Source organism: Flavobacterium oreochromis (assembly GCF_019565455.1).
In the GTDB taxonomy this organism is placed as follows: Bacteria; Bacteroidota; Bacteroidia; order Flavobacteriales; family Flavobacteriaceae; genus Flavobacterium; species Flavobacterium oreochromis.
Genome location: NZ_CP067377.1, coordinates 511,392 through 525,220 on the forward strand (window position 1 = coordinate 511,392; position 13,829 = coordinate 525,220).

Consider the following 13,829-nt stretch of genomic DNA (forward strand, 5'->3'; position numbering starts at 1 on the left):
TACAAGATCAAGACTTTTACACGGTATCCATTCCTTCGTTATTATTTTGAATGCTTTTTGCTATTTTCTGATAATTTCAAAATGATCTGATCCTTTAGGCTTGTGTAATTTCACTCCCCAACCTGTAACCCTACCTTCTGGTGTTTTACTCATCAGAGCAGACCAATTTTTATATTCCCCTCTAGGTCTCTCTAATGTAACTAAACGTCCGTTAGCGTATAATTTTAGTACATAATCATTAATAGGTTGCATATTTCCAACACATAATTTTGACATTTTTAATTTATTATTCTGATAATCAATCTTTGATTGTTCCTCAGTTGTATATGTGCATATATCTAATTCATAATTTTTATTTTTCCCTAAATTCAAATAATCATCAATTTTTCCTAAATTCAAAAGATCTTTTAGTTCATTATATTTTTTCAAAACTTCTTTTTCTAAAAGATCTTTATCCATTTTAGATAAATCTTCACTTTCGCTCCAACCTTTTAATTTATAAGGTAAATCTTTTATGTCTAAATCCCATTCTTGCTCCCAAAAAGGCAGTTTAGTAGGGGGAGCTATTATTTTTAGTTCACTACTCCCATAATCTATTTCATTAGTGTAGCCTAATGGAACATTAGGATCTTTGTTAAGTTTAACAAAATATATACGCCAACGAATATTTTCATTTATATAAATATCTCTAGGATCTAGAAGACCTTCTTTCGTAAAAATATCACTTACAGTAGGCAAATATTTGATTTTCAATTTATGTTTCCCATTTTCTAAAAGATAAGGATTAAGTTCTATAGTATTACTTACATTATCATAATAGAAACGATCAATTAAAATATCATCTAAATATAATTCATAAGGGGTCATAGCATTAACGTGTACTGCGTAGGTAATCTGTTTTTCTTTGGATATTTTATTTATCATTTCCATTTCTTCTGATTTAATAATTTGTTTCTTAATCTTTTGAGAATTCATTAAAGAAGTTATTAAAAGAAAATAAAATGTTATATTTTTCACTTGTTTAAAATTTATTTTAATATGTATATAGTGGCTTTTGCTTCTAGAATCATATCAATTTCTTCTGATTTACCATTATTAAAACCAAATTTAGCCCATACTTTCAAAGTCACTCCAAAAAAACAAAAGAAATAAAAATAAAACACACTAAATCAATATTTTATATATTCAGAATTAATTAAATTTTAAAATCATTCGTTTTTTTGACTTAATTAAAGTTATATAATTAGTAAATAAACTATTTTGAAGTGCCCCTCTTGCCATTAAAAGACCAAAACCTCTGAATTGTCCTATTTGTTCTAAAGCTACTCCTTTTCCGTTAGCTAAAATTATTAATTCAGAATCATCCATAGAAACCATTGCTCCTTTATGACTTGTATAGAATTTTTTCAAATTTTCAATATACTCAGTTTGTTTGTTTTCATCATAATAATTACTCTTAAAATAATCACTATTTGAACTATTAATTTCTTTTAGAAACTCTTCTACATTACCTGATTGTAGTAAATTCCATAATTCTCTATACTTTTCTATAACTTGTTTTTTTAATTCAACTTTATCAATATCTGATAAATCTTGTGCTTCATCCCTACTTTTTAATATATTATGGAACATTAGCATCAAAAGTCCATTTATATTCAAATTTTGAAACCTTTTTATTAATTAGAGGAAATGTCAAAGGCTTAACCAATTTAACATTATAGTTTGTATTGGGTTCTATAGTTTGTATTGCAGCTCCACTAAAGATTGACTTTAATGTAAAATCATCAAATTCACCTCCTTTTGCAAAATATGGATGCGTTACTTTTATACTCACTTTTTGCACCCCCGATTTACATATATTAATTTATTAATTCTGGACCTATCGCTCCTGATATAAGATTCTTACTAATAATCATATCATTAACTCTAATTTCACATGGAACTTTTATATTAAATTCCATTCCATATAATTTCCCTTGCTCTTGAATTCTAATTTTATTGTTATTTAACATAAAATCTATTTTCTCTTTATTATTTTGATAACCAGTAAATATATCTTGAGTTATAAATATTATTATATTATTTAACTTTCCTAACATCCTAAAATATGTTTATTTTTTTATCAATATGAGGAGCTATTTCTAAATCTCTTTCTTCTTTATTAAAACCTCCTGCTTTAATTTTTATATTTAAAGTAAATCCTGAAAATAAAACTCTAAATCCCAATTATTTTTTTCACCAAATTTTCCGCTTAAAGTTAAAGTAACAATCATCTTTCCTTCAACCAATATTCCCTTTTCAAATAACCTTCTTCTTTTTTCTCCATCTTCTTTCAAGGAAATCTGCTTACTCTTTTCTATCAAAACTTTATACTGAAAGCTAGAACTCAGAACTAACTTTCTCTCCAAATACCCTTGTAAAGCAATATCTCCCTTATATTTTTGATCTGTAAAATTATAAGTCATATGAGCTAGTTTTGTTTCTCCATCTTTAGATCCTGCTCCTACTAATTTAATTTCTGCTTTAAGCTCAAAATATAACTCATAATCTAACTCTACACGCCCACCACTAAAACATTAGATGCCCAAGAAACTAAATCTAAAGATTTAAAATGCCCCCAAAAGCTTCAATTTAAAAACTATGATGGGGGCAGCTATTATTATTCTGTTTATAATTACTTCTTAAATTAATAAACCTCTAATTTTCCTGTTTTAATTGAACGGTATAATTGTAACCCGAATGTTCTTATTTTACCTACACTATCTTTTGAAATTAAGGGAGCATTATAATTTTTATCATTAATACTGGCTTTAAACCAAATTTTTAATTCTATTATTCCTAAAAAGAAAAAATCCATATCTAAATTTTGATCCTTATTTAAATTAAATGGACATTTTAATCAAATATATGACGATGCTTGAACACCTGCTCCAATTTCTGTAATAACTATGTTCATCTCTCTCCGGCTTTACTTCTACTCTTTTTTTAGATACAAATCTAACAGCTAAACTTATCTCAATTTCTCCTAATATTTTTCCTTCTAACCCTCCATTAAAATTAAATTTTTGATTTACAAAATTATATTTCACATTCGTTTCGGACTCATAAACCCAAATTACGCGTTAGAAAATTTTCAATAAAACTGATTTTGGAATTTTTATAAAAAATCATGTTTTATTGAATATTTTCAAATAAATATATCGTTTGTTATTTGATTTTTATCAAAAAAATATTTGTAAAATTCAGATTTATTCTAATGCGTAATCTGGGATAAACAGCAGGTAAACTTCCTTCTGAATCATCTTGGAAGTAAAATTAATGTTTGAAACTATACTTTCAGAATAATCACAGAAAAGAAAAAACACCTGAATTATTTCTATCTTCTGGGTCTATATTATTTTTACTACGGCTTTAGTATCAACGAAAAAACTAGTATTTATATGAAGCAAGAATAGCTAACTTTACTGATAATTCTATAAGCTTTTCGATTGTTCTCTCTAAATCTCTCTAGTTACTCCAAAAGAGCTGTATAAGAACAGTTATATCTAAATATTTCAAACTTATCAGCATCTATTGGTTTATGTAGGATAATGTAATTTTTATTTAAGGTTTTGTGTTGAATATCCTTGGACGACAATATTCCTAATCCTTTATATTTACCAGTTGCATACTCTAATGCTATGGCTTTTCCATTTCCCATTATTCTTATAGTAAAATTAGAAATGGAATTCATAATTCCTTTATGAGAATTGAAGTACTTTTCTAAATTCTTTTTATATTCTAATTGTTCTTCTTCTGACATATATTCGCTTTTAAAAACAACACTTAGTGGACGGTTAAGTTCATTAATAAATGCTGTTCCATTACCTTCATTCAACAACTGTTTAAGTTCTTCATATTTATTCACTACATCTTTTCTTAATTTTTCTTTATCAATTGTCGTCAGATTTTGAGATTTATCTAAATTATTAACTTTGTTTGTAATATCTACCTCAAATGTCCATTCCTGTTCAATAAAAGATTGTTTTTCTTTTATTGATTGAAAATTAATTTCTTTTATTATTCTTATATCATCAAAATTTTCATTTTCTAATAGTGAAATAAAAGTTTTTTTTTCCAGATTCTCAATATCTTTGGGGCTTAAATATTCTTTTCCTAATTCACTTGGAGCTGAAATTTTTATTCGAAGTTTTTGGATTCCAGAAGAAAAAAGATATGGATTTATTTCATAAGGTCCTGGAATTCCATTTCCATTATAAGAGTTAGCTATTAATAAGTCATTAATGTAAATTTGATACGTAAGATTTCCAAATTTGTGATTTAAGAAATATTCTTTTTTAATTGATTCATTTTTTTACTTTTTTTAGTCTCATCATTTTTTTTATTATGACAACAAGTCAATGCTAAAAAAATAAAAAAGACAATGTGCATAATTGTTTTCATTTCTAAATATTTTAAAACTGGTTTTACTCCCTACATAGGGTTGTAAAATATTTGTAACATTTTTATCTTGCAGGTCTTTTCGTTTTTTATTACTAGATGTAACAGCATCAGTCTGTTCATGAAATCCACTATAATATGTTTCTAATGCGGCACTTGATTTATAATAAATAGGTGTTTCTATATTATAATTAAAATTTAATACCCATCTAATATTAGGAAATACCCGTAACTTAACCAGTTCATTTAGGATAACGACAAGTGGATATAAGAAGAAATAAGTTTGTTATCTTATTAAAGAAAGCTTGCTTTCATTATCCTTCTGATGAAAAAGAGCTAATTCTGTGATTATCATACCTTCTTCATTTTCAAATACAAAACCACATGGTTGATCTTTTATTTTTATCCCTACTATTTGTTCTTTGTTTCCATAAAATTTTAATAAATAGTTAGAAAAATCTATTTTGTGTACGTCTTGTCTTGAAGAATTTAGTATAGTCTTTTTCCTGCTCTCTTTTTCTTCTTTTGTAAGATAAAAAGCGGTGGTTATTTCTTCAAAACGTTCCGCATTTAATAAGTTATACTTATCTATATCTCTTTCTTTTATAATTTGATAAAAGAGTTCGTAATACTCTTTAAGTTCTTTAAATAGTCTTTGTTTTATTGCATTGTTTCCGTTTACATAATCTGAAAAACTGAAAGAATTACTCCAACCTTCTAAAGTATAAGGAATTTCAACTTCAAAAAAACTTCCAGTACTATACATTTGAGTCTCTTTTTCTTCAAAAGAAATTTTAAAATGTTGTTTTATTGTTTGCTTTGGAATAGAAAAGTCAAAAGCGTCTCTAACCGTTATTTTGAAATCAATAGAAGCATACTTACTAATTGCACTCTCGTTTTCAAAACAATTAGCATGGATAGTATAAAATTGCTTTCCTGAACTTAATATATATTCATTAATTGGCCAGTCTACGGCTGTTCCTCCTTCTTTATAAGAGTCAAAACAAGGCACATCATTAATCAATAACTGAACCTGGCAATTTCTTATTTGAATTTCTGCAAGATAAAAAGGATGTTTATACATAAGTTTATTGATTTATGATTTTATGATTTATCTGATTTAGTTCTATTAAAATACTATCAAAAGGATACTTGTACACATATAGATGAATTCTTCCTTCTTCTTTTTTATCTTTAAATGTTATCGTATCCAAGTAAAAATAAATATCTGAAGATTTAAACAAATAACGTTTATGATACATAAAAGTATTGATATCTTTAATCTCTTTATCTAATATTTTTTTATCCGTCAATTCAACCCTTTTAAAATTTTTATCAAAATTTTTTATAATATCTTCATTCATTTTTTCATTTGAATCTGCTTGTAATTCTAAAAAAATTAAATTATCCGTTTTTTGATTTACCCAAAATTGCATATAATCAAACCTTAAATTTATACTTCCTATATTAGTTAAAATATTTTCAGGAAAATCAATATTATATAAATTAACCTTATTATTGATATTAGCTAATATATAGGTAACTGAGGAAAACAAAGTATCTTTATTTTCTTTAAAAGTTATTTTATCTATATAAAAAGGATTAGATTTTTTTTCTAAATACTTCAAATTTTCTTGATACTGTGATTTACAATCACTTATATATAAAAAACATATAATTCCTATTATTATCCTCATAATTTTTTATTTTTATATGTATATTTTTCCAGAGGTATAAAGCCCAACATTTTCAGAATCTGGAGGTATTAATTCGAATGTTTCCTGCTTAAATGCTTTAAAATCTATTCTACGATTATTAATTAATTCACTTACAGTAATTGTCATTTTAGCTCCATTAAATTTAACATTAGATTCTTCATAGTATTTACCAACATCTAAATCATATCCCCATTCTTTTTCAAAGACAAAAGAAGTAGCTACGCTTCCTTGCACTTGCCATTTTTCAACCTCTTGTTCAGGATATTTAATCCCCCCTCTTGTAACGGATGGAATTACTATGATATCTTTACTCTTACATCCTGTTTTAATAGTAACTTGCGGAGTAACCTTCATTATTTGCTTTCCTTTATTCTTAAAACCATCTATTTTATTATATGAAAGGCTTAAATCGCCTGATACTGCCATTGAACTTTCAAACGTAATGTACACATCAGATCTTGTAATTCTAGTTATTACTTTTATAAGCCAATCTACAGCAGATCCTACATAAGGAATTAACCTAACTAATGGAACTAAGTCAACAGATATTGTTAATCCTATTAAAGGATCAGCTCTTAATCCTCCTGTATATATAGGAACTATTTCATCATTACTTGCTTTATCAAACTTCCATCCTAAAGCAAAACCAATATTAGGAGGATCTATTTCAAAATCTATATCTATTACTCGTCTAGATTGTGCAAGGCTAGGCGTTCCATCATTATTATCTGGATTAAACATTTCTAAATATTTCCTTGTAACATTAAATGCTTCCACAGCAGTATCCATAACTTTTTTAATACCTTCTAATGATACTTCATGTTCTTTACTGTTTTCAGCAGCTTTTGCCTTTAAACTCCATCCTAGATTAGATGTTTTTGTAGCATTAATATTTAATTCATCGACCAGGTATCGGAACCCAAAATTTTGATGATAGCCATTCATTCTTCTTCCAGAGTATCTAATATTCCCTGAATACCCCGTACCTGTAGTAATCAAAAATGCAACCTCCCACTCTATATCCGGATATACTTCTATTCTAGCTAATTGATTAGGGTAACGACAAGTGGATATAGGAAGAAATAAGTTTGTTATCTTATTAAAGAAAGCTTACTTTCATTCTTTTTACGATGAAATAATGCTTGTTCATATATTATATTATCTTCCTCATCGTTTGATGAAAATTTTAAAGCCACGGGTTCAAAAGGAATATTTATACCTACTACTCTACCATTACCATAAAAATTTAGATCATATTTTTCAATATTATCTCTTTTAATAATGCCTTTAAATTTTGGTATAAATGAAACTTCCCTTCTTTTCATTTCTAAAGAAGATAAATAAAATGAGTTACACAATTCAGAATATCTTTCTGATATTTTAAGTTTATAATTTTCTATGTCTGAAGTTTTAAAAATATGATAAAGTTCATCATAAAATATATCAATCTCTTTTATTAAATTTTCTTTTTTTTCTTCTAAAATATACATTGAATTAATCCATCCCTCATTCACATAAGGAACTTGAGCATCAAATACATCAAATATCTTATAATATTGAATATTTTCTTTTTGCTTTGAAAAACATACAGGTTCTACCTCTAAAAGTAAAATTTTTGATTTTGAATTATCAAACTTGTCTCTCACCGCTATTTTTAATTCTACAAATGCTTTATTATTTATTAGTATTTCCTTTTCATAAGGAAATATTTCTAACAAAAAAGATTGCTTTCCTGAACGTAATATGTTAGGATTGATTGGCCAATCTACAGCCATTCCTCCTTTATTAAAATTTGAAAAACAAGGTATATCATTAACTCTTAAAACTATTGCACACTCTCTTGAATTTATAGAAATTTCGTAAATAGGATTATTAAAATTATGTTGCATTTTACTTGTTTTTTAGTAAATTTTCTACATTAATAACATATAAAGACATAAAACTAATAATATCTTTATCTTTTTGAGGATATTTACAAATATTATATATAATACTACATTCTCCTTTATAAGTTCCTTCTGTAACACAGGTTTTAGTTACATATATTAATTTAGAATTTATTATCCCTATAAAAATATCATCGATATATTTATTTTTATCTGATTTAATTTCATAAGAAGAATATTTTTTTCTTATTTCTTCCATAAATTCTTCAGATCCTTTTTTGTTGTTCTTATCATATCATAAGCTCTAACTAACTCATTTTTGTCATCAATATAAAACTCCGTATCTCCATCTTCAATATTGAAATATTTAAACAATTTTTTATCTTGAGCTATTGGTTTAACCCTAAATACTCTCATTTTTCTCCCATTTATATCTTTTAGAATTTCAACATGAGGAATTTTTGAAAATAATGTATCTATATTTTCTGTAAAGGTTAACTTATCTATATCAAAACTCCCGTATTTTAGACCTATATATTTTTTGTTTTGTTGACTTTGACAGTTTGATAAGAAAAGTATAGAAAATATTAAAAAAAAATTATTGAATGTAAATTTCATATTCTTGATCTATTATGTTATAAGATTCTTCTTCTAAAGTATTCTTTGTCAATACTCTAATTATTAAACTATTTGGATAATTATCATTGTTTATATAATTAATCATTACTATTTTATCTGGAAAATCAAACTTTAAAATTTTCTCATTTCCAGGAAAATTTTGAAAAAGTTTCTTTGATTCATTTTCACTCAAATTAGTTGACAGATATTTTTTATAGAATGTCATGTATTGATTTATATTATTTTCAATACGTTCAACACCTTTAGCTTGCAAAGAATAAGCATATATCTTTTTAGTCAAATCTAAATAAATGGTGTAATCACGATTAGCTATTATTTTCTCATTAAAAAAACTAATACAAGTACTAGTATCTTTTAATCTATATATATATCCACGTATATCATTTTTATTTATTAACCATTCTTTATTTTTTGTAAAGTGAGTTCCATAAGAACCTACCTCTAATCTAAAAATTTTATTCAATTCTTTTTCTTTTTAAAATTAATAGAATTTAAATCAAATTTATTTTTACATGCTATTGCTCTTTCCTGAGCTCTACAAGGATAAAAAGCATTTAAGATAAAAAAAATAAATATCAAATTAATTTTCATCTACATAAGTTTTAGGATTGTCAAATAATGTTTTTTCATCAAATAATTTAAACTTATCACTTTTTACAGGTGAACGAATAATTTTAGATGTTACTAATTCATAACAACTAATTGTAATTTCTGCAGAATTCCAAATGCCCTTCGATTTTTCATATTGTTTATTTTGGTCATAACCATATGTTTTTGTAAAAGTAAATGTTGTACTTAAATCTCCTTCTACTTCCCATTTTTGTTCCTCATGTTCTGGATATGTTCGACCTCCTTTTGTTACAGCAGGAATAATAACAACATCTTCACTTTTACATCCTGCCTTTATACTTATTGGTACTTCTACTATTATTTCCTGTTCAGCATTCCCATTCTTATCAAAACCATCAACTAAATTATATGATAATTTAAAATCAAATTTTACAGATAAACCTGCCTCAAATGTTATATAAATTTCAGATTTTGTCAAATATTTAATTTTATCAATAATCCATAATATTATTTTTCCTATTAAATTAGTATTTCCCAACACTTGAACTAAGTCTACACTAATTGTTATTCCTATAAAAGGATCCGCACGAAATCCTCCTTTATAAATAGGTACAATTCTTTTATTACTGGCTTCTCCAAACTTTTTACTCAACGCAAAACCTATATTTGGAGGATCAATAGCAAAATCAATTTTTATAACTTTCTTACTTACTGCATTGCTTTCATTCACATTTATACCTTCTGGATTCAATACTTCTAGAATTTCTTTACACGCATTAAATGTAGAAACAAGTAAATCAACAGATTTCTGTATTCCTTCAAAACCTAATGAATGTTCCTCTTCATTTACAATACATTTTCCCATAATAGAGTAACCAATAGTAGAGGATTTAGTAACTCCTATCTGTAAATCATCTTTTAGATATTTAAACTTATATCCTTTATGAATACTGTTTAATCTCTTTCGTTCATATCTAATATTCCCTGAATACCCCGTACCTGTAGTAATCAAAAATGCAACCTCCCACTCTATATCCGGATATACTTTTATTTTAGCTAGTTGATTAGGGTAACGACAAGTGGATATAGGAAGAAAATAAGTTTGAGCTAAATCTTCTTTTAATATAAAATAATTAAATAACCATAAGGTGTTAAGTGCTTCTTTTCCTAATGAACTCGAAATAGTCGTTGGTATATTTTCTAGGATCGTTTTATTATAAATATAACTTGGCATAATAACCAGTTGATTAGCTCCTTCAAATTTATAATCAAGCCCTTCTTGCCAACCCTACAAGATCAAGACTTTTACACGGTATCCATTCCTTCCTTATCATTATTATTTTGAATACTTTTTGCTATTTTCTGATAATTTCAAAATGATCTGATCCTTTAGGCTTGTGCAATCTCACTCCCCAGTCTGTAACCCTACCTTCTGGTGTTTTACTCATCAGAGCAGACCAATTTTTATATTCTCCTCTAGGTCTCTCTAATGTAACTAAACGTCCGTTAGCGTATAATTTTAGTACATAATCATTAATAGGTTGCATATTATTAAAACAAAGTTTAGACATAAGTTCCAAATTATCCTGATAATCAATCTTTGATTGTTCCTCAGTTGTATATGTGCATATATCTAATTCATAATTTTTATTTTTCCCTAAATTCAAATAATCATCAATTTTTCCTAAATTCAAAAGATCTTTTAGTTCATTATATTTTTTCAAAACTTCTTTTTCTAAAAGATCTTTATCCATTTTAGATAAATCTTCACTTTCGCTCCAACCTTTTAATTTATAAGGTAAATCTTTTATGTCTAAATCCCATTCTTGCTCCCAAAAAGGCAGTTTAGTAGGGGGAGCTATTATTTTTAATTCACTACTCCCATAATCTATTTCATTCGTGTAACCTAATGGAACATTAGGATCTTTGTTAAGTTTAACAAAATATAAATCCCACTTAGCATCTTTATTAAAAATAATGTCTTTAGGATTTAAAAATCCATCTGGACTATCTGTTGGTGGAAGGTATCTTATTTTTAACTTGTGCGTTCCGTTTTCTAATAGATAGGGATTTAGTTCTACGGTGGTATTCATATTGTCTCGATAAAAAAAGTCTATAAGAATATCATCTAAATATAATTCATAAGGGGTCATAGCATTAATGTGTACTGCGTAGGTAATCTGTTTTTCTTTAGGTATAATAGTTTGCATCTGTTCTTTTTTCGGGTTGGTATTATTTTGTTGGCAATTAGATAATAATGAGGTTATAAGTAAGATCATTATTCCTATCTTTTTATAAAACATCTATTTTCCATGGGTCTTTTGAGTCTATAATTGATTTGATATAGTAAACTTTTTCTTCTGGGTCTTCAGGATCCCCATTAGCTTCACTTTTTGCACTAAATTTTACAATAATTTTAGCATCAAGTCCATTAAATTTTATGATACTTCATGTTCTTTACTGTTTTCAGCAACTTTTGCCTTTAAACTCCATCCTAGATTAGATGTTTTTGTAGCATTAATATTTAATTCATCGACCAGGTATCGGAACCCAAAATTTTGATGATAGCCATTCATTCTTCTTCTAGAGTATCTAATATTCCCTGAATACCCCGTACCTGTAGTAATCAAAAATGCAACCTCCCACTCTATATCCGGATATACTTTTATTTTAGCTAGTTGATTAGGGTAACGACAAGTGGATATAAGAAGAAATAAGTTTGTTATCTTATTAAAGAAAGCTTACTTTCATTATCCTTCTGATGAAAAAGAGCTAATTCTGTGATTATCATACCTTCTTCATTTTCAAATACAAAACCACATGGTTGATCTTTTATTTTTATCCCTACTATTTGATCTTTATTTCCATAAAATTTTAATAAATAGTTAGAAAAATCTATTTTGTGTACGTCTTGTCTTGAAGAATTTAGTATAGTCTTTTTCCTGCTCTCTTTTTCTTCTTTTGTAAGATAAAAAGCGGTGGTTATTTCTTCAAAACGTTCCGCATTTAATAAGTTATACTTATCTATATCTCTTTCTTTTATAATTTGATAAAAGAGTTCGTAATACTCTTTAAGTTCTTTAAATAGTCTTTGTTTTATTGCATTGTTTCCGTTTACATAATCTGAAAAACTGAAAGAATTACTCCAACCTTCTAAAGTATAAGGAATTTCAACTTCAAAAAAACTTCCAGTACTATACATTTGAGTCTCTTTTTCTTCAAAAGAAATTTTAAAATGTTGTTTTATTGTTTGCTTTGGAATAGAAAAGTCAAAAGCGTCTCTAACTGTTATTTTGAAATCAATAGAAGCATACTTACTAATTGCACTCTCGTTTTCAAAACAATTAGCATGGATAGTATAAAATTGCTTTCCTGAACTTAATATATATTCATTAATTGGCCAGTCTACGGCTGTTCCTCCTTCTTTATAAGAGTCAAAACAAGGCACATCATTAATCAATAACTGAACTTGGCAATTTCTTATTTGAATTTCTGCAAGATAAAAAGGATGTTTATACATTTCAATTATTTAAAATTAACTTATCTATTAAATTTTCTTTAATCAAATTTTTATCAAAAGGATATTTATAAATTCTTATTCTAAAATTATCACTATCTCTATTTTTTTCAAAAATGGTATAATCAATTAATATATATTTATCATTACTTTTAAATAAATAAGTATTAGTGTAAGCCTTTAATATTTTTTTACTTGTATCAAATATTTTATAATTTGTTAAATCTTTCTTTTCAAAATTTTCCCCTAAAAAATTCAAAACATTTTCATAATTTCTACTAGGAAGTTTAGAGCTAAAAATATCCAATGCAATTATTTCCCTTTCATACTTATTTATATACCAATCCATTCTTGAGAAGTCTAAAAATTCATTTCCAATCATTGTTACTTCTTGATCGGATTCAATAAAATAAATATCTATGTTACTATATTTATTCGATTCTAAAATTGGATTTACCTTAGAGAACAAAGTATCTTTATTTTCTTTAAACGTAATCTTTTCTAAACGAAAAGCTCCATTACCAATTTTTTTGGATTTTCTTTATTTTGAGAATTACAACTACTCATAAATAATAAACAATAATTTATTAAAAAAATAATGTTTTTCATTTGTCAATTATTCTACCGTTAATTAAATTTTGCTCTAACAAAAATCTATCAAAAGGATATTTATAGAAGTATAAGTTTATTCTATTTTTTTCTTTTTTGTCTTTGAAATTGATTGTTTCCATAAAAACATACACATCATTTGATTTAAATAAGTCATTTTTATGATAAAAAAATACAGTTGGATCTTCAATAAATTCTTTTAATCTTTTTTACTATCCAAATCAATTTTTTGGAAATTCTTGGTTAAAAGATCATTTATTTTATTATTGTTCAGAGCATCTATATCTCCTTCAAATTCTATTAGAACAATTTCTTTATTATTTTTTTCTTCCCAAATAACAATATAATCGAATAGCATTTTTTCTCTATCAAATTGAACTGGAAATTTCTCAGGGTAGTTAATTCTATATAAATTAAATTCTTTTTATATTGAGTAGTTGTATACTCAGC

The 13,829-nt window shown here is 26.1% G+C and carries 20 protein-coding genes; all 20 read right to left on the reverse strand.

Going from position 1 to position 13,829, the window contains the following annotated elements:
• Nucleotides 1-60 precede the first annotated feature (60 nt).
• Nucleotides 61-1,017 (reverse strand): hypothetical protein, encoded by a 957-nt coding sequence (locus JJC03_RS02495; RefSeq protein WP_235873925.1) that lies wholly within the window; start codon nt 1,015-1,017, stop codon nt 61-63.
• A 174-nt stretch (nt 1,018-1,191) separates the two neighbouring features.
• On the reverse strand, nt 1,192-1,659 hold the full coding sequence (locus JJC03_RS02500) for a hypothetical protein (RefSeq protein ID WP_235873926.1): 468 nt from the start codon (nt 1,657-1,659) through the stop codon (nt 1,192-1,194).
• Nucleotides 1,622-1,834, reverse strand: a complete 213-nt coding sequence (locus tag JJC03_RS02505; protein WP_235873927.1) for a hypothetical protein — start codon at nt 1,832-1,834, stop codon at nt 1,622-1,624. Before JJC03_RS02505 ends, JJC03_RS02500 begins: the two co-directional genes overlap by 38 nt.
• 25 nt (nt 1,835-1,859) lie before the next feature.
• Nucleotides 1,860-2,099, reverse strand: a complete 240-nt coding sequence (locus JJC03_RS02510; protein WP_235873928.1) for a hypothetical protein — start codon at nt 2,097-2,099, stop codon at nt 1,860-1,862.
• Between the two features lie 90 nt (nt 2,100-2,189).
• Complete coding sequence (locus tag JJC03_RS02515; protein WP_235873929.1) at nt 2,190-2,465, reverse strand: hypothetical protein; 276 nt, start codon at nt 2,463-2,465, stop codon at nt 2,190-2,192.
• Nucleotides 2,466-2,686: 221 nt separating this feature from the next.
• Nucleotides 2,687-2,857, reverse strand: a complete 171-nt coding sequence (locus tag JJC03_RS02520) for a hypothetical protein (protein ID WP_165624188.1) — start codon at nt 2,855-2,857, stop codon at nt 2,687-2,689.
• 654 nt (nt 2,858-3,511) lie between these two features.
• On the reverse strand, nt 3,512-3,907 hold the full coding sequence (locus JJC03_RS02525) for a hypothetical protein (protein ID WP_235873930.1): 396 nt from the start codon (nt 3,905-3,907) through the stop codon (nt 3,512-3,514).
• An 819-nt stretch (nt 3,908-4,726) separates the two neighbouring features.
• The gene (locus JJC03_RS02530; protein WP_235873931.1) at nt 4,727-5,524 is read right to left on the reverse strand and encodes a hypothetical protein; all 798 of its coding nucleotides are present in this window, start codon (nt 5,522-5,524) and stop codon (nt 4,727-4,729) included.
• A gap of 4 nt (nt 5,525-5,528) precedes the next feature.
• A complete protein-coding gene (locus JJC03_RS02535) occupies nt 5,529-6,137 on the reverse strand; it encodes a hypothetical protein (RefSeq protein ID WP_235873932.1) in 609 nt (202 codons plus the stop codon).
• Between the two features lie 12 nt (nt 6,138-6,149).
• Complete coding sequence (locus JJC03_RS02540) at nt 6,150-7,157, reverse strand: hypothetical protein (protein WP_235873933.1); 1,008 nt, start codon at nt 7,155-7,157, stop codon at nt 6,150-6,152.
• A gap of 92 nt (nt 7,158-7,249) precedes the next feature.
• On the reverse strand, nt 7,250-8,047 hold the full coding sequence (locus JJC03_RS02545; RefSeq protein ID WP_088400290.1) for a hypothetical protein: 798 nt from the start codon (nt 8,045-8,047) through the stop codon (nt 7,250-7,252).
• A gap of 1 nt (nt 8,048) precedes the next feature.
• The gene (locus JJC03_RS02550) at nt 8,049-8,303 is read right to left on the reverse strand and encodes a hypothetical protein (RefSeq protein WP_235873934.1); all 255 of its coding nucleotides are present in this window, start codon (nt 8,301-8,303) and stop codon (nt 8,049-8,051) included.
• Complete coding sequence (locus JJC03_RS02555) at nt 8,291-8,662, reverse strand: hypothetical protein (RefSeq protein WP_235873935.1); 372 nt, start codon at nt 8,660-8,662, stop codon at nt 8,291-8,293. Before JJC03_RS02555 ends, JJC03_RS02550 begins: the two co-directional genes overlap by 13 nt.
• Nucleotides 8,643-9,146, reverse strand: a complete 504-nt coding sequence (locus JJC03_RS02560) for a hypothetical protein (protein WP_235873936.1) — start codon at nt 9,144-9,146, stop codon at nt 8,643-8,645. The genes JJC03_RS02555 and JJC03_RS02560 overlap by 20 nt, the downstream gene beginning before the upstream one ends.
• 117 nt (nt 9,147-9,263) lie before the next feature.
• On the reverse strand, nt 9,264-10,487 hold the full coding sequence (locus JJC03_RS02565; protein WP_235873937.1) for a hypothetical protein: 1,224 nt from the start codon (nt 10,485-10,487) through the stop codon (nt 9,264-9,266).
• Between the two features lie 121 nt (nt 10,488-10,608).
• Nucleotides 10,609-11,532 carry a hypothetical protein gene (locus JJC03_RS02570; RefSeq protein ID WP_235873938.1) on the reverse strand — a complete coding sequence of 308 codons (924 nt, stop codon included), beginning with the start codon at nt 11,530-11,532 and terminating at the stop codon, nt 10,609-10,611.
• 159 nt (nt 11,533-11,691) lie between these two features.
• A complete protein-coding gene (locus JJC03_RS02575) occupies nt 11,692-11,883 on the reverse strand; it encodes a hypothetical protein (protein ID WP_235873939.1) in 192 nt (63 codons plus the stop codon).
• Between the two features lie 92 nt (nt 11,884-11,975).
• Nucleotides 11,976-12,773, reverse strand: coding sequence for a hypothetical protein (locus JJC03_RS02580; RefSeq protein ID WP_088398771.1), 798 nt, complete (start codon nt 12,771-12,773; stop codon nt 11,976-11,978).
• 1 nt (nt 12,774) lies between these two features.
• Nucleotides 12,775-13,239 (reverse strand): hypothetical protein, encoded by a 465-nt coding sequence (locus JJC03_RS02585; protein ID WP_235873940.1) that lies wholly within the window; start codon nt 13,237-13,239, stop codon nt 12,775-12,777.
• 339 nt (nt 13,240-13,578) lie between these two features.
• Complete coding sequence (locus JJC03_RS02590) at nt 13,579-13,737, reverse strand: hypothetical protein (protein WP_235873941.1); 159 nt, start codon at nt 13,735-13,737, stop codon at nt 13,579-13,581.
• Between the last annotated feature and the right edge of the window lie 92 nt (nt 13,738-13,829).